General features: G+C 63.2%; 15 protein-coding genes. 11 read left to right on the top strand and 4 right to left on the bottom strand.

Annotated elements, in window-relative coordinates; all coding sequences use genetic code 11:
* Position 1: 1 nt before the first annotated feature.
* The 3 genes from AB7C87_RS14080 to AB7C87_RS14070 are packed head-to-tail and all read left to right on the top strand — an operon-like array spanning position 2 to position 4598.
* Positions 2-2929, top strand: a complete 2928-nt coding sequence (locus tag AB7C87_RS14080; RefSeq protein ID WP_369730112.1) for a DNA-directed RNA polymerase subunit A' — start codon at positions 2-4, stop codon at positions 2927-2929.
* Positions 2922-4139, top strand: coding sequence for a DNA-directed RNA polymerase subunit A'' (gene rpoA2, locus AB7C87_RS14075; protein WP_369730111.1), 1218 nt, complete (start codon positions 2922-2924; stop codon positions 4137-4139). The genes AB7C87_RS14080 and rpoA2 overlap by 8 nt, the downstream gene beginning before the upstream one ends.
* A 3-nt stretch (positions 4140-4142) precedes the next feature.
* Complete coding sequence (locus tag AB7C87_RS14070; protein ID WP_369730110.1) at positions 4143-4598, top strand: NusA-like transcription termination signal-binding factor; 456 nt, start codon at positions 4143-4145, stop codon at positions 4596-4598.
* Positions 4599-4646: 48 nt separating this feature from the next.
* On the opposite strand, the gene AB7C87_RS14065 is transcribed toward AB7C87_RS14070, so the two are convergent.
* Positions 4647-5207 (bottom strand): hypothetical protein, encoded by a 561-nt coding sequence (locus AB7C87_RS14065; RefSeq protein ID WP_369730109.1) that lies wholly within the window; start codon positions 5205-5207, stop codon positions 4647-4649.
* A gap of 143 nt (positions 5208-5350) precedes the next feature.
* Between AB7C87_RS14065 and AB7C87_RS14060 the strand changes: the two genes are divergently transcribed.
* The 6 genes from AB7C87_RS14060 (at position 5351) to AB7C87_RS14035 (ending at position 9914) form a co-directional block, all read left to right on the top strand.
* Positions 5351-5608 (top strand): hypothetical protein, encoded by a 258-nt coding sequence (locus AB7C87_RS14060; protein ID WP_369730108.1) that lies wholly within the window; start codon positions 5351-5353, stop codon positions 5606-5608.
* Positions 5609-5783: 175 nt separating this feature from the next.
* Positions 5784-6212 (top strand): 30S ribosomal protein S12, encoded by a 429-nt coding sequence (locus AB7C87_RS14055; protein WP_086887596.1) that lies wholly within the window; start codon positions 5784-5786, stop codon positions 6210-6212.
* Between the two features lies 1 nt (position 6213).
* The gene (locus AB7C87_RS14050) at positions 6214-6822 is read left to right on the top strand and encodes a 30S ribosomal protein S7 (protein WP_369730107.1); all 609 of its coding nucleotides are present in this window, start codon (positions 6214-6216) and stop codon (positions 6820-6822) included.
* Between the two features lie 427 nt (positions 6823-7249).
* The gene (locus tag AB7C87_RS14045; RefSeq protein WP_369730106.1) at positions 7250-8101 is read left to right on the top strand and encodes an ABC transporter permease subunit; all 852 of its coding nucleotides are present in this window, start codon (positions 7250-7252) and stop codon (positions 8099-8101) included.
* A 3-nt stretch (positions 8102-8104) separates the two neighbouring features.
* Positions 8105-9019 (top strand): ABC transporter ATP-binding protein, encoded by a 915-nt coding sequence (locus AB7C87_RS14040; RefSeq protein ID WP_369730105.1) that lies wholly within the window; start codon positions 8105-8107, stop codon positions 9017-9019.
* 4 nt (positions 9020-9023) lie between these two features.
* Positions 9024-9914, top strand: coding sequence for an ABC transporter permease (locus AB7C87_RS14035; RefSeq protein ID WP_369730104.1), 891 nt, complete (start codon positions 9024-9026; stop codon positions 9912-9914).
* 11 nt (positions 9915-9925) lie between these two features.
* Here AB7C87_RS14035 and AB7C87_RS14030 read toward each other — a convergent pair whose 3' ends face one another.
* The gene (locus AB7C87_RS14030; RefSeq protein ID WP_369730103.1) at positions 9926-10681 is read right to left on the bottom strand and encodes a DUF5781 family protein; all 756 of its coding nucleotides are present in this window, start codon (positions 10679-10681) and stop codon (positions 9926-9928) included.
* 348 nt (positions 10682-11029) lie between these two features.
* Between AB7C87_RS14030 and AB7C87_RS14025 the strand changes: the two genes are divergently transcribed.
* Positions 11030-13216 carry an elongation factor EF-2 gene (locus tag AB7C87_RS14025; protein ID WP_369730102.1) on the top strand — a complete coding sequence of 729 codons (2187 nt, stop codon included), beginning with the start codon at positions 11030-11032 and terminating at the stop codon, positions 13214-13216.
* A 93-nt stretch (positions 13217-13309) separates the two neighbouring features.
* On the opposite strand, the gene AB7C87_RS14020 is transcribed toward AB7C87_RS14025, so the two are convergent.
* A complete protein-coding gene (locus AB7C87_RS14020) occupies positions 13310-13672 on the bottom strand; it encodes a VOC family protein (protein ID WP_369730101.1) in 363 nt (120 codons plus the stop codon).
* Positions 13673-13810: 138 nt separating this feature from the next.
* On the opposite strand from AB7C87_RS14020, the gene AB7C87_RS14015 reads away from it, so the two are divergent.
* A complete protein-coding gene (locus tag AB7C87_RS14015) occupies positions 13811-14098 on the top strand; it encodes a hypothetical protein (RefSeq protein WP_369730100.1) in 288 nt (95 codons plus the stop codon).
* Positions 14099-14104: 6 nt separating this feature from the next.
* Here the strand turns inward: AB7C87_RS14015 and cofH are convergent, their stop codons facing one another.
* Positions 14105-15487 carry a 7,8-didemethyl-8-hydroxy-5-deazariboflavin synthase subunit CofH gene (gene cofH / locus AB7C87_RS14010; RefSeq protein ID WP_369730099.1) on the bottom strand — a complete coding sequence of 461 codons (1383 nt, stop codon included), beginning with the start codon at positions 15485-15487 and terminating at the stop codon, positions 14105-14107.
* Positions 15488-15502 lie beyond the last annotated feature (15 nt).

The following is a 15502-nucleotide window of genomic DNA, read 5'->3' as shown; positions in this document are numbered from 1 at the left end:
CATGTCAATTCAGACACCAAAAGAAATCGACGAGATCGAGTTCGGGCTCATGGACCCGGAGACGTATCGGGACCTCTCGGTCACGAAGGTCATTACGGCGGACACCTACGACGACGACGGATTCCCCATCGATATGGGACTCATGGACACGCGTCTGGGCGTCATCGATCCCGGTCTCGAGTGTCCGACCTGTGGACAACATTCGGGATCGTGTCCGGGCCACTTCGGACACATCGAACTCGCCGCGCCGGTAATTCACGTCGGCTTTACGAAACTCATCCGTCGACTGCTGCGTGGCACGTGCCGGGAGTGTTCACGTCTGTTGCTCACCGAAGACGAAAAAGAGGAGTTTCGTGACCGACTTTCGGAAGCACACCGCCTCGGCCGTGATCCACAGGACGTGCTGAAAGCCGCAATTCGGCAGGCCCGAAAGAAAGACCGCTGTCCTCACTGTGGCGAGACTCAGTACGACATCGAACACGAGAAGCCAACGACGTACTACGAGGTTCAGCAGGTCTTGACCGGCGAATACTCCCAGCGCATCGCGGCGGCGATGCAAGGCGACGAGGAAGCCGGCATCGAGCGAACGTCACCGGACGAACTTGCCGAGGAAACCGACATCGACCTCACCCGGGTCAACGAGATCCTCTCGGGCTCGTTCCGACCGCGAGAGAGCCAGCGGGCGGCGATCGAGTCGGCACTCGACATCGACCTCACCGAAGAGGACACGAACAAGTTGATGCCAAGCGACATCCGCGACTGGTTCGAGGCGATTCCGGACGAGGACATCGAGGTGCTGGGCATCAACTCCGAGCGCTCACGTCCCGAGTGGATGATCCTGACCGTGTTGCCGGTACCACCCGTGACGACACGGCCATCGATCACGCTCGACAACGGCCAACGCTCCGAGGACGACCTCACCCACAAGCTGGTCGACATCATCCGGATCAACCAGCGGTTCATGGAGAACCGCGAGGCAGGCGCGCCACAACTGATCATCGAGGACCTCTGGGAGTTACTCCAGTATCACGTAACGACGTTCATGGACAACGAAATCTCGGGGACGCCACCGGCGCGACACCGCTCCGGGCGGCCGCTCAAAACCCTCTCCCAGCGTCTGAAAGGGAAGGAGGGCCGTTTCCGTGGCTCGCTGTCCGGAAAGCGCGTGAACTTCTCCGCCCGAACCGTCATCTCGCCGGACCCGACCCTCTCGCTGAACGAGGTCGGCGTGCCGGACCGCGTCGCAAAGGAGATGACCCAGACGATGAACGTCACGGAGCGAAACGTCCCGGAGGCCCGCCGGTACGTCTCCAACGGTCCGGAGGGCCACCCCGGTGCAAACTACGTCCGCCGACCCGACGGGCGGCGACTGAAGGTAACCGAGAAGAACTGCGAGAAGCTCGCGGAGAAAGTCGAGGCCGGCTGGGAGGTCAACCGCCACCTCGTCGACGGAGACATCGTTATCTTCAACCGCCAGCCCTCGCTCCACCGGATGTCGATCATGGCCCACGAGGTCGTGGTCATGCCGTACAAGACGTTCCGTCTCAACACCGTCGTCTGTCCGCCGTACAACGCCGACTTCGACGGCGACGAGATGAACATGCACGCCCTCCAGAACGAGGAAGCCCGTGCCGAGGCCCGCGTCCTCATGCGCGTCCAGGAACAGATCCTGAGCCCGCGCTTCGGCGAGAACATCATCGGTGCGATCCAGGACCACATCTCCGGAACGTACCTGCTCACCCACGATAACCCGCGATTCAACGAGACGCAGGCGCTCGACCTCCTGCGTGCGACGCGGATCGACGAGCTTCCGGAACCGAGCGGCATCGACGACGAGGGCGAGCCGTTCTGGACAGGTCACGACGTCTTCAGCGAACTGCTTCCCGACGATTTGAACCTCGAGTTCACCGGTACCGTCGGCACCGACGTCGTCATCGAGGACGGCCAGCTCGTCGAGGGGACGATCGCCGAGGACGAGGTCGGCGAGTTCGGCGGCGAGATCGTCGACCGGATCACGAAGGCCTACGGCAACACACGCTCGCGGATCTTCATCAACGAGGTCTCGACGCTCGCGATGCGTGCGATCATGCACTTCGGGTTCTCGATCGGGATCGACGACGAGACGATTCCGGGGGAAGCCCAGGCCCGGATCGACGAGACGATCGAGGACGCCAACGACCGCGTCGAGGAACTCATCGAAGCCTACGAACGGGGCGAACTCGAGAGCCTGCCCGGTCGAACCCTCGACGAGACACTCGAGATGAAGATCATGCAGACGCTCTCGCGTGCGCGAGACAACGCAGGGAACATCGCGGACGAGCACTTCACCGAGGACAATCCGGCGGTCGTCATGGCCTCCTCGGGCGCCCGTGGCTCGATGCTCAACCTGACCCAGATGGCCGGCTGTGTCGGCCAGCAGGCGGTTCGGGGCGAGCGGATCAACCGCGGCTACGAGGACCGCACGCTCAGCCACTACGAGCCGAACGATCTCTCGGCGGAAGCACACGGCTTCGTCGAGAACTCCTACACCTCCGGGCTGACCCCGCGGGAGTTCTTCTTCCACGCGATGGGCGGCCGCGAGGGCCTGGTCGACACCGCAGTGCGAACCTCCAAGTCCGGCTACCTCCAGCGTCGACTCATCAACGCCCTCTCGGAACTCGAGACGCAGTACGACGGCACCGTCCGGGACACCTCGGACACCATCGTCCAGTTCGAGTTCGGCGAGGACGGCACCTCGCCAGTCAAAGTCTCTTCCGGCGAGGAGAACGCGATCGACGTCGGGGAGATCGCGGGCCGCGTCCTCGACTCCGAGTTCGCATCCGAAGCCGAACGCGAGGAGTTCCTCGGCACGCGCCGTGAACCGACGAACCTCTCCGAACACGCCGACAATCGCCTCACCGAGGGAGCGGAGGTGACCTCCGATGACTGAGGTCACCTACGACGTCGACGACGACACGATCGCGGTCGTCGAGGACACCAACCTCCCCCGACGGCTCAAAGACGACGTCTACGCGGAACTCGAGGGACGCGACGGCGCGACCGTCGAGGACGCGGACGAACTCGCGAAGGCCGTCGAGACGCGATACCTGGGGACGCGAGTCGATCCGCTCGACCCGGTCGGGACGGTAAGCGCCCAGTCGATCGGCGAACCGGGGACCCAGCTGACGATGAACACGTTCCACTACGCGGGGGTCGCAGAGATCGACGTGACTCAGGGACTTCCGCGGCTCATCGAACTGGTCGACGCCCGGAAGACGCCGGATACGCCGATGATGACCGTCCACTTAGAGGACGAGTACGCCACCGAGCGCGAGAAGGCCCACGAGGTCGTCTGGAACATCGAGGCGACGAAGATTCTGGCGCTGGGTGACGTCTCGACGAACGTCGCGGACATGCGGGTGCAGATCTCGCTCAACCGCGATACGCTCGAAGAGCGGATGATCACGCCCGAGGAAGTCGCCGAGATTATCGAGGACAACCTCGGCGTGGAGACGGTACAAAACGGCACCGAAATCCAGTTCGGACCGGAAGAGCCGTCTTACCGCGATCTCCTCCAGTTGGTCGAGGAGCTGCGCGATATCACGTTCAAGGGGATCGAAGAGGTCTCGCGGGTCGTCATCCGACGCGAGGAGCGCGAGACGGGAACCGCCGCGAACGGAGACGAAGACGAGGAGTTCGTCCTCTACACCGAAGGGTCGGCCTTCGGCGACGCTTTAGAGATCGAAGGCGTCGACGCCTCCCGGACGACGTGTAACAACATCCACGAGATTCACCGCAACCTCGGGATCGAGGCGGCTCGAGAGGCCATCATCGAGGAGACGAACAACACGCTCGCCGAACAGGGGCTGGACGACGTCAACGTCCGACACCTGATGTTGGTCGCCGACATGATGTCGAACAACGGCGAGATCGAGTCGATCGGGCGCCACGGCATCTCCGGCTCGAAGGAATCGGTTCTCGCGCGTGCGGCGTTCGAGGTGACGGTCAACCACCTGCTCAACGCCGCGATCCACGGCGAGATCGACGAACTCGACGGCGTCACCGAGAACGTCATCGTCGGCAAGCCGATCAAACTCGGCACCGGCGACGTCGACCTCCGGATGGGGTCGACGTCCTCGAGCAGTCGACAGGCAGAGTAATCGATGGACGTTACCCTCGACGACGACGCTCGACGACACCTCGCGCTGTTCGAAGACGTCACCGGAGCGGACGGAATCGACTGTCTGTCCGTCGACGGAGTCGACGAGGTGGCCGACAACGAATCGTCCGGCGGGCGGTTGATCGTCGTCGTCTCGGGCGGGCAGATGGGTGAGGCAATCGGGCCCGGGGGGCGAACGATCCAGCAGTACGAAGATCGGGTCGATCTGCCGGTTCGACTCGTCGAAGACGCCGACGACCCCGAGGAGTTCGTCGCGAACACCCTCGCACCGGCGGCGGTCTACAACGTCACGATCAGCGAGAACGAGGATATCGTCGCGTACGTCGAAGTCGCGGAGGACGATCGCGGGATCGCCATCGGCACGAACGGCCGAACGATCGAGGCGGCGCGCACGCTCGCACAGCGACACTTCGACATCGACGACGTGCAGTTGATCTGAGCGAGCGGTAGCGGCTAGTTCTCGGTCGAAAATCGGTGTGGTCCAGCGTCAGAGCTCGTCTTCGTCGGGTGTGTACGTTTCGTGAAACTCGTCTACTGTCGCCATCACGTCGTCGTCGCTTGCGAGTGCGGCGAACTCCTCGTCGGAATCGGTCTCGAGTATCGACCACACCTCGACGTAGCCGTCGACGTCGTCCTCGTAGGCGTTGACGTCCGTCTGAATCTCCCGTTTCTCCTTTCGAATCGACTCGAGTTCCATCTCGAGTTCGTCGTACAGCCTCCGCAGGTCCATATCCGCTGCGACGGGTTCCTCGTGGGGGTCTCCGAACTCGGCGTCGAACATCTCGACGATCCCAGCCGTGTGGCGTTCGAGTTCGTTCAGCCGATCCCGGATCTCGTACAGACTGGTTCCGATCCGATCCGCGTCGCTCTCGAGTCCCGTCGACCGATACTCGTCGATCGCCGTCTCGAGGTCTCCGTACGCCACCTCGAGTTCGTCCGCCAGTTCGGCTTTCTCCTCGAGTCCGTCGTTGAGTTCCGTAACGACGTCGTTGGCGTCGTCGGTAGCGTTCGATTCACTCGAGAACAGACGTTTCAGCGCTCCGAACATCGTTACCTTCTGGATGGAGTCGACCGATATCAATGGTTTGGTCGATCGGGCGACCGACGCGGCGGACGGTCGGTACGCCCTCCTGGGGTCGCTTCGGTGCCGAAAACAAAACCATTGTCTGTGTTGGTAATAAATCACGAGTAGTGAATTCCCTCCAGGTAGTGTTCGTCGGCGTTCTCCTGGTTCTCGTCGCGCTCGAATACCTCTCCCATCGTGAGGCACTCCCGTTCAACGTTCCCCACTGGGCTGCGATGGGCCTGTTCACCATGGGGTACGTCGGCGTCGCGCTGTCACTGGAGGTTTCCGACGTCGAACAGGTGGGTGTCCTGATAACGGGGGCGCTGTGTTTTTTCGCGGGAAAGCTGTGGCCGTACGACGATGAATCGAACGAGCAGTGTTAGCGGGCGAGCGTTCGCCTGTTTCCGATTTCCTCGCTCGCGAACGAACGGACGAGACGGATCTTCGAGGAACGAAACGTGCTCATATCTCTTCTTACACCCTGTTAGATCGATCTCAGACCGTCTCGAGGAACTCGAAAACGGGTCGCTTAAGTGCCTCCGTCGGATAGCGACCCCCATGGCAAACGGCAAGTACGCCGCGCGCAAGCTCAAGAAGGACCGCCAGAACCAGCGGTGGTCCGACTCCGACTACGCGCGCCGCGCACGGGGCCTTCGCGAGAAGTCCGACCCCCTCGAGGGCGCCCCCCAGGCTCGAGGTATCGTACTCGAAAAGGTAGGCATCGAGGCAAAACAGCCCAACTCGGCGATCCGAAAGTGCGTTCGGGTTCAGCTGATCAAAAACGGCAAACAGGTCACCGCGTTCTGTCCCGGTGACGGCGCCATCTCGTTTATCGACGAACACGACGAAGTCACCATCGCCGGTATCGGCGGGGCGAAGGGTCGTGCGATGGGTGACCTCTCCGGTGTCAACTACAAGGTCGACAAGGTCAACGGCGTCGCACTGCTCGAACTCGTTCGCGGAAACGCGGAGAAACCGGTGCGATAACATGGCGGCAGAAGACCAACCAGACCCCGACGCACCCGCGGGCGGCGCCGACGTCGGCGCCAAGCTCTTTGGCACGTGGGAGATCGACGAGATCGAGTACGCCGACCCCTCGACGGAACGGTACATCTCGGTGACGCCGGTCGCACACACCGCCGGTCGTCACGCGAGCAAGCAGTTCCAGAAGTCCCAGATCTCGATCGTCGAGCGCTTCATCAACCGGCTGATGCAGTCCGAGGAGAACACGGGCAAGAAACAACAGAACCTGAACTTCGTCCGCGAGGCGTTCGACCTCATCCACGAGCGCACGGAGGAAAACCCCGTGCAGGTGCTTGTTACCGCCGTCGAGAACGCCGCGCCGCGCGAGGAGACCGTCCGCCTGAAGTACGGTGGTATCTCGGTCCCGAAGGCAGTCGACGTTGCCCCACAGCGCCGGGTCGACCAGGCGCTTAAGTTCCTCGCCGAAGGTGTCCACAACGACTCGTTCAAGACGTCGACGTCGGTCCCCGAGGCCATCACACGCCAGCTCACCGGCGCGGCCGACTACGACGTCCAGACGTACGCGATCAGCCAGAAAGAAGAAAAAGAGCGCGTCGCGGCGGCCGCGCGCTAACGCTCGAGTCGATTTTCTCATCTCAGTTCTCCCGTTCGGTGAGTCGTACGGACTGACGTCCCGATACTTCGCCGACGACGGGACGAACCCGTCGGCACCGGGCACTCGAGCCGTCTTTCGTCGGAAACGTGTTGTACGAAAAATGATTTAGTGGCTGAACGTCCTCGTTTTGGATGATGGCCGATAACGAGTACGCCCTGAACCCCCTCCCATTCGATCGCGCCGCCACACCGCGTGCAAGCGACGTGCGGTCCTCGCTCGGTACTCGAGGGCGCCGTCGGGGCGACACCCCGGCTCCCCACCGAACCGCGTCGACAATTCCGACGGGAGTCCCGCCCGGTTACACCCACCGCGGATCGTGTCCCGACTCGGCCGCCCCCATGAGAAGCCCACCGCCCGTCCCGGCAGCGATCGCTGGTGTCGTCCCGTGATCGAACGCGCTCCGTCCGATACGTTCATCGGTGAGACGAGACGTTCCGTTCGGACCGTACTCACCGTGAGCAAGACCGAACTCCGTCGCCACGGTCGATCGCCTCGAACTGTCGGGACCGTGCTGTCGGTGATCGGAATCTGTACCCTGCTCGCGTTCAACATCGTTCGACTCCGCGAATTTCGGCGGTCGTTCATGCGGACGACGAACAACTTTCAGATCTCCGCCACCGAGTACGATATTCTCTACGTCTTTCTCGCGAGAGATCCGCTGATCGCGCTGTTTCTGGTCAGCTTCGCCGTCCTGGTCGGCGCGAACGCGATCGCCGGAACGCGAGAGAACGGGACGGGACGAACCCTGCAGTCGCTTCCGTTCGACCGACGCGGCGTGTTCGTCGGGATCGTCCTCTCGCGCGTCGCCGTCGTCGCCGTCGTCGCGGCCGCCGTGGTCGGATTGACGTTCGGAAGAGCCCACCAGCAGGGGTACGCGCCGTCGATCCGAATGCTCGTGTTGTTTCTCCCGGTGTTGGTGATCCACCTCGCCGCCTTCGTGAGCATCGGTTCGGCGCTGTCGACGCTCCGGTGGCGACGCGGTGCGATCCACAGCGTGGCACTGCTCGTCGCTATCGGGCTCTCGACCCTCTACGTTCCCCTGTCACGGCTGGCACCTGAGGCCGCAGTCCTCGCACCGCGGCAGGCGTTTTACGGACTCGTTGCGTCCTTACACGGCGGTTGGAACGTGCTTTCGGGCGTCTCGACGCGGGCCGCCGTGGCCGCCCACCTCGTCTTGCTCGTCGCGCCCTTTCTGTACGGGCTGTACCGATACGAACGCTGTGACCTCACGACCTGATCCATGACGCCCGACATCGCAATCCAGACTCGAGACCTCACGAAACGGTTCGGAAGCGTAACCGCACTCGAAAATCTCTCGCTCGAGATTCCGGCGGGATGCATCTACGGCTTTCTCGGGCCCAACGGCGCCGGAAAATCGACCACGATCGACATTTTGCTCGATCTGGTGCGGCCCTCGGCCGGCACGGCGACGGTGCTCGGTTACGACACGCAAGACTCCCCGGTCGCGGTCCGAGAGCGAACCGGCGTGTTGCTCGACGGCTTTACCCCGTACGCGAAACTGACCGGTCGCCAGCACGTCGCGCTGGCGGCCGACGCGAAAGACGTCGACGCGGAGCCGACGGCCGTTCTCGAGCGCGTGGAGCTGACCGACGCGATGGACAGAGCCGCCGGCGGCTACTCGAAAGGGATGACCCAGCGACTCGGGCTCGCGATGGCGCTGGTGGGCGAACCCGATCTCCTGATCTTAGACGAGCCCTCGACAGGGCTGGATCCCCACGGCGTGGCGTTGATGCGCGACCTCATCCGCGAGGAAAACGACCGCGGCGCGACGGTCTGTTTCTCCTCACACATTCTCGATCAGGTCGAGGCGGTCTGTGACCGGGTCGGTATTCTCGACGACGGCCGGCTCATCGCAGACGACGACGTCGCGACGCTACACGAGGCGGTCGGCGACGACACAGTCGTTCGAATCCGAACGGCGGAGCCGCCGACGGGCGTTCGCGACCGCATCACGTCGATCGACGCAGTCAGCGGCGTGCGAATCGACGGCGACGAACTCGTCGTTCGCTGTGCGGACGACGCCGCGACGGCGCGGGTCATCGCCGCCCTCGAGCGGACCGACCTGGCGATCGAGTCGATCGAAACCGGCGGCCGATCGCTCGAGCGAGTGTTCGCGGCGTACACGGGTGGGTGACCGTATGGGCCGCGCGTGGCTTCGCCAGATCTCTTTCGTCGCTCGGACGGAGCTATCGACGGGACGGCAGTCGCGGGCGGTTCCCCTCTGGGGGGCGGCGTTTTCGCTCGCGGTCGTCGCCGGCGTCTGGATCGCCGAGGCGCCGGACGCGGCGATCAGCCTCGGCTATCTCGTCGGGGTGGACCAGGGCGTCGATCCGGTCGATCCCACGGCGACGGTGATCTTCACCCTCGGCCGTCTCTTCCCGCTCGTCCTGACGTTTCTCGCCGTCGGCTGTTGTGCTGGTGCACTCGCCGGCGAACGCGAAGCGGGGACGATCCGAATGTTACAGTCGCTTCCGGTCTCTCGAAGCGCCGTCGTCTGTGGAAAACTGCTGGGCCGATCCGCCCTCGTTTCGGGTATCGTCGTCGTCGGACTCGCGATCGGCGCGGCGGCGACGTGGGTCCGGTTCGGGACGATCTCGATCGTTCCCTACGCCACGTTCGCCGGTGTTTCGGCGCTGTTTTCGATGGTACTCGTGACGATTACGCTCGCGGTCTCGGCGGTCGTGTCGACGCGTCTTCGGTCGATCGCGTTCTCGCTGGGGCCGCTCGTGCTCTTTCTGGTATTCGGCTCGGATCACGGCGTTCCCGTCCCGTTTCGGACGGGATTGCTCTACCAGCCCTATCAGATTCTCGTCGCGGACACACACGACCACCTCTTTGCCGTCCCGCGATTCGAGTGGGCACTCGCCGCCGACAGTGATCGCTCCCTCGAGACTCTCGAGACGACTGCCGATCTGGCGGCGACGGCGCCGGCGTACCTAAGCGAACTCGGGACGGTCGCGGCGTTGCTCGCCTGGGCCGCGGTGTGTCTCCCGATCGCCGTCCTGGCTCATCGTCGCCACGACCTGTAGTCGGATCCGTATCAGTCGGCCGCCGGCCCCGATCCGCCGACGTACGCCCGCGTGGCGTCGACGAGCACCTGCCGGTATCCACTCGTGTCGGGGTCGCGAGCGAGTTCCCGAAAGCGGCGTTTGAACCCCGCGAAGTCGACGCCGGGTGCATCCATCGCGGCCGCGTGGGCGAGATCGTACAGTCGGTGGTCGTCGTCGACGAGGCCGTGTCGCTCGGCGAGCGCCAGCGCGAACGCCGCGTTGACCGCCGTAATCTCGGGGTCCGCACTGGGAGAGAGACGCTCGAGTCCCGGTCGTGCCGGCGTTTCTGGACGGTTCGCGACCGCCGTCGCGAGGCTCGACTCGAGAAAGGAGAGGAGTTTCTCACCGGGGCCGACCGAGAGCGTGATGTCGTCGGCGTAGATGTCTTTCATGTGGTTGGCGATCTGATAGCAGTGAGAGAGCTTTCGACGTTCGACACTCTTGCCAGCGAGTGCGAGGTAGAGTGCCTCTTCTGTCGACTGGACGTGAGAGGGGTGTTCTTGCTCGTGTCTGGCCATGTGGGCGAACTCGTGGAGGGCGAGTTCGCGAGCCATCGCACTCGAGGCGGCCTGTCTCGAGATGTTCAGGACGTGGCGGTCGTCGTAGTGGCCGGCCCAGGTTCGTTCGTCCGGATCTTCCCGGAGGTGGACGTACACCGGCAGGGTGAGGTCGTGTTCGGTCTCGAAGAGACCTCGAGCGCTGAGAAAAGGAGCGGTCGGACCGGAACCCTGTACTCGTATATCCATGCGTGTACGGTACTCGGTCCGTTACAGTATGTCTCTTACGCCCGTTTTCACAGCTTGTACCCACAGCCGCGCGAGCGGACCTGACGAAGGATCGTCGCCCCGCGATGTGTACACGACGGCTCGTATCACTCCGTTCGAACTCGAGCGACCGGCGCGGTTCGTGGCGGTTGCAAACTCGAGCGCGGGCGGATGATGATTTTCGGTTTCCGTAACGTGTCGGGCCCCGTAATCTGTGTGTTATTCACTCACTCAATAAAGAGATTCCACCGCTCAACCCGGGGAAAACGCCGAATCCACGCGAGGACGAAACACTACCCTTTTGACCCCGCTGGCGGTAACAAGGTGTATATGGGCCGACGCAAGAAGATCGTCCAAGAGTGTGAACGGCTGATGGACGAACCGGAGAACATCCGGAACATCGCCATCGCCGCTCACGTTGACCACGGGAAAACGACCCTTTCTGACAACCTGCTGGCTGGTGCGGGCATGATCTCCGACGAGACTGCCGGCGAACAGCTCGCGATGGACACGGAAGAAGACGAGCAAGAACGTGGGATCACCATCGACGCGGCGAACGTGTCGATGACCCACGAGTACGAGGACACTAACCACCTCATCAACCTGATCGACACGCCTGGCCACGTCGACTTCGGTGGCGACGTGACCCGCGCGATGCGCGCCGTCGACGGCGCGCTCGTCGTCGTCGACGCCGTCGAGGGAGCCATGCCACAGACCGAAACGGTCCTCCGGCAGGCCCTCCGCGAGGGCGTCAAGCCGACCCTGTTCATCAACAAGGTCGACCGCCTCATCTCCGAACTCCAGGAGGGTCCCGAGGAGATGCAAGAGCGTCTCCTCTCGGTCATCCACGACGTCAACGAACTCATCCGTGGAATGACCAAGGATATGGACGACGTCGACGACTGGACCGTAAGCGTCGAGGGCGGCACCGTCGGCTTCGGCTCCGCGCTGTACAAGTGGGGCGTCTCGATGCCGTCGATGCAACGCACCGGGATGGACTTCGCCGAGATCATGGAACTCGAGCGCGCGGACAAGCGCCAAGAGCTCCACGAGAAGACGCCGCTTTCGGACGTCGTTCTCGACATGGTCTGTGAGCACTTCCCGAACCCCGTCGACGCACAGCCACGTCGTATCCCGCGTATCTGGCGCGGTGACGACGAGTCCGAACTCGCAGAGACGATGCGTCTCGTCGACGAATCCGGCGAGGTCGTCTTCATGGTCACCGACATCTCGATGGACCCACACGCCGGCGAGATCGCGTCGGGCCGCGTCTTCTCGGGAAGCCTCGAGAAGGGCCAGGAGCTGTACGTTTCGGGCACCGCGGGTAAAAACCGCGTCCAGTCGGTCGGCATCTACATGGGTGGCGAACGCGAGGAAGTCGAACAGGTCCCGGCCGGCAACATCGCGGCCGTCACCGGTCTGCGCGACGCCATCGCCGGTTCGACCGTCTCGAGTATCGAGATGACGCCGTTCGAGTCCATCGAGCACATCTCCGAGCCGGTCATCACGAAAAGCGTCGAGGCCCAGACGATGGACGACCTCCCGAAGCTCATCGAGACGCTTCGCCAGGTCTCCAAGGAGGACCCGACGATCCAGATCACCATCAACGAGGACACCGGCGAACACCTGATCTCCGGACAGGGTGAGCTTCACCTCGAGGTCATCACCCAGCGTATCGAGGCGAACCAGGGCATCCCGGTCAACACCGGTGAGCCGATCGTCGTCTATCGCGAGCAGTCCCAGGAAGCGAGCCCGGAGGTCGAGGGCATCTCGCCGAACCGCCACAACCGCTTTTACATCTCGATCGAGCCGATGTCGGACGAACTCGTCGACACGATCAAGCTCGGCGAGGCGTCGATGGACATGCCCGAGCAGGAGCGCCGAGAGGCCCTGCAAGAGGCCGGGATGGACAAAGACGACTCCCAGGAAGTCGAACACATCCACGGGACGAACATCCTCATCGACGACACGAAGGGGATTCAGCACCTAAACGAGACGATGGAACTCGTGATCGAAGGGTTCGAGGACGCCCTCGACAACGGGCCACTGGCTAACGAGCCGGTTCAGGGGACCCTCATCCGACTGCACGACGCCCGACTCCACGAGGACACCATCCACCGCGGTCCGGCACAGGTCATCCCGGCAACCCGAAACGCGCTTCACAAGGCGCTGATCGCCGGGAAGATCAAACTGCTCGAGCCGATGCAGGACGTCCGCATCGACGTGCCAAACGACCACATGGGCGCCGCATCCGGCGAGATCCAGGGTCGACGTGGCCGCGTCGACGACATGTACCAGGAGGGTGACCTCATGGTCGTCGAGGGCATCGCACCCGTCGAAGAGATGATCGGATTCGCGAGTGACATCCGCTCTGCGACCGAGGGTCGTGCGTCCTGGAACACCGAAAACGCCGGCTTCGAAGTCATGTCCGACTCGCTCCAGCGCGATGAGATCATGGAGATCCGCGAGCGCAAAGGCATGAAACTCGAACTCCCACCGAGCGTCGACTACATCTAACGCGGTCTCGCTTTTTCGACTCGAGTCGTTTCGATCTTTCGCTCGTTTCAGCCGCTGGCGACGGGCTTCCGACGGTTCGACCGACGGGACCGCTCACTCGTGTTCGCTGACGCAGAACCCGTTTCCCTCGGGGTCTTCCATCGCCGTCCAGGTGAGTTCGTAGCCGTCGTCCTCGATCGACTTGGTCTCGCGAACGGTCGCGCCGAGTTCCTCGAGGCGTTCGACGGCCTCGGATCGGTCTTCGGCGCCGAGATCGAGGTGGATCGGGAGGTCCTCGTCGGTCCCTCGCGTGGCCTCCCGAAACATGAGCGACGGGCGGTCACCGACCTGGTCGACGATTTCGATCTCCGCCGACGGAGGGAGGTCCCGACGCTCGCCCTCGAGTGTGTCAGCCCAGAACGTCGCCATCGCGTCGGGATCGTCACAGGCGAAGTTGACGTACGATATGTTGACCATTGAGCCAACGACACTCCGTGAAAATATAACCGTTCACGTCCCGCGGTTGGCGAGATTGCACAGGTGACTACCGGCGTGCGATTCGTCCAGAAGAGATTGGCAATTCTTATTAACTAAGGACCCAGTGTTGTTATTGTCGTGGAAGATCACCGGCATCGGATTCCAGACGGAATCGATACGCTGCGAGTCGGAGCTAACGCGGCACTCGTCGGTGGCTTTCTCGGCGTCGGAACCGCCGCCGCGATCGGCGGTTCGCGTATCCTGCAACTGCTCGTCGCTGGTTCGATCTCGGTGGCCATCTGTGTCATCATCTGGCGAGGGCTGTTCGAACTCGCCACCTGTACCGATTTCCCCACTCGGCCGCGGCCTCGAGATCGGACGGCGCGATCGGGCGACCGTTCGCCGGGCGTCGACGGCGACCAGTAGCGGAGATCAGTCGTCGGCGAGGACGGCCCGTTCGGAGCGCTCCTCTCGTGTCAGAATTGGCGTTCCGTCGGCGTTCGGCCCGAGTTCGGGACCGAACGGCGGGTCGTCGGGATCGATCACCCGGCGACGGTCGTAGTCGGTCGATCGCTCGACCGGCGTTCGGCCGATCGAGGTGATCAGATCGACGTACTCTTCGAACGAGCGGAACTCGCCGTAGGTACCCCCTGCCCGCTTGGTGATCTCCTCGGAAACGATCGTCCCCATGAAGTCGTCGGCTCCGCAGTTCAACATCTTCAGCCCCTGTTCGTCGCCGTATTTGACCCACGAGGACTGGACGTGATCGACGTTATCGAGAAAGAGCCGCGAGACGGCGATCATCAGCTCGTCTTCGTCCGTGCTCGCGCCGCCGGAGACGACGTCGTGTTCGAAAAGCGGCGTGTTCTGGTGGACAAACGAAAGCGGGACGAACTCGGTGATCGCGCCGTCGACGCGCTCTTGAAGCTCTCGAATCCGTTTTAAGTGGACCGCACGGTGAGCCTCGTTTTCGACGTGGCCGTACATGATCGTCGCGGTGAGTCCGAGACCGACGGAGGCGGCGGCTTCCATCGCCTCGAGCCACTCGTCGGTGCCGATTTTTCCGGGACAGATCACGTCCCGGACCTCGTCGACGAGGATTTCGGCGGCGGTTCCCGGAACCGTGTCTAAGCCCGCTTCCTCGAGGCGACTGTACACCTCCTCGTACGACCAGTCGGTCCCACGGCGGGCGTGGTACCCCTCTTCAGGGGTCATCGAGTGGACGTGAACGTCGTCGACGCTCATCGCGGCCATCTGTTCGACGTACGTGCCGGGATCGGTCTCGTAGCGCTGGGCCGGGACGTAGTTGACTTCTTTCGGATTCGGGTGGCTTTCGAGGGTCTCGCGGTGTTCCTCGTCGAGGACGAACGCGGGGTGGAGACCGGAGACCGAGGTGACTTCGTAGATGCCACGGGAAACGGCGTCGGCGACGATCTCACGTGATTCGGCGGGCGTCTTGGTGAATCCCGCGGTCTGTCCGTCGTGACCGACCTCGAACGTGTGGGCGGCGTCTTTAAAGTTACAGAACAGACAGCCGACGTTACACGCCGTCGTAACGTTGTTGTTGAGATTGGCGACGAAGGTGACCTCCTCGCCGACGACCTCGGCCCGGCGGCGGTCGGCGGCCTCGAGCACCTGCTCTTTGCGCCACCGGTCGATACCGTCGAGGTCGGTTCCAGTGGTCAGTAGCTCGATGGCGTCGTCGACCGTGAGCCGATTGCCGTCGCGAGCTTTCGCCAGCGCGTTCTCGAACGACTGGTCGGTCTCGGGAACGCGTTCGAACGTGAGGTCGGCCTCCGTCACCGGTCGCTCCATCGTGGCAACGATGCG

Origin of the sequence: Natrarchaeobius versutus (genome assembly GCF_041205745.1) — an archaeon.
GTDB lineage: Archaea > Halobacteriota > Halobacteria > Halobacteriales > Natrialbaceae > Natrarchaeobius > Natrarchaeobius versutus.
Note: the sequence above shows the minus strand (reverse complement) of the source record. Positions and strands in the feature narration are given on the sequence as shown.

Excerpts from the sequence above, each read along its gene's own strand:
- AB7C87_RS14080 (WP_369730112.1), top strand. The coding sequence starts at position 2 with ATGTCAATTCAGACACCAAAAGAAATCGACGAGATCGAGTTCGGGCTC.
- rpoA2 (WP_369730111.1), top strand. The coding sequence starts at position 2,922 with ATGACTGAGGTCACCTACGACGTCGACGACGACACGATCGCGGTCGTC.
- AB7C87_RS14070 (WP_369730110.1), top strand. The coding sequence starts at position 4,143 with ATGGACGTTACCCTCGACGACGACGCTCGACGACACCTCGCGCTGTTC.
- AB7C87_RS14065 (WP_369730109.1), bottom strand. The coding sequence starts at position 5,207 with ATGTTCGGAGCGCTGAAACGTCTGTTCTCGAGTGAATCGAACGCTACC.
- AB7C87_RS14055 (WP_086887596.1), top strand. The coding sequence starts at position 5,784 with ATGGCAAACGGCAAGTACGCCGCGCGCAAGCTCAAGAAGGACCGCCAG.
- AB7C87_RS14050 (WP_369730107.1), top strand. The coding sequence starts at position 6,214 with ATGGCGGCAGAAGACCAACCAGACCCCGACGCACCCGCGGGCGGCGCC.
- AB7C87_RS14040 (WP_369730105.1), top strand. The coding sequence starts at position 8,105 with ATGACGCCCGACATCGCAATCCAGACTCGAGACCTCACGAAACGGTTC.
- AB7C87_RS14035 (WP_369730104.1), top strand. The coding sequence starts at position 9,024 with ATGGGCCGCGCGTGGCTTCGCCAGATCTCTTTCGTCGCTCGGACGGAG.
- AB7C87_RS14030 (WP_369730103.1), bottom strand. The coding sequence starts at position 10,681 with ATGGATATACGAGTACAGGGTTCCGGTCCGACCGCTCCTTTTCTCAGC.
- AB7C87_RS14025 (WP_369730102.1), top strand. The coding sequence starts at position 11,030 with ATGGGCCGACGCAAGAAGATCGTCCAAGAGTGTGAACGGCTGATGGAC.
- AB7C87_RS14020 (WP_369730101.1), bottom strand. The coding sequence starts at position 13,672 with ATGGTCAACATATCGTACGTCAACTTCGCCTGTGACGATCCCGACGCG.
- cofH (WP_369730099.1), bottom strand. The coding sequence starts at position 15,487 with ATGGAGCGACCGGTGACGGAGGCCGACCTCACGTTCGAACGCGTTCCC.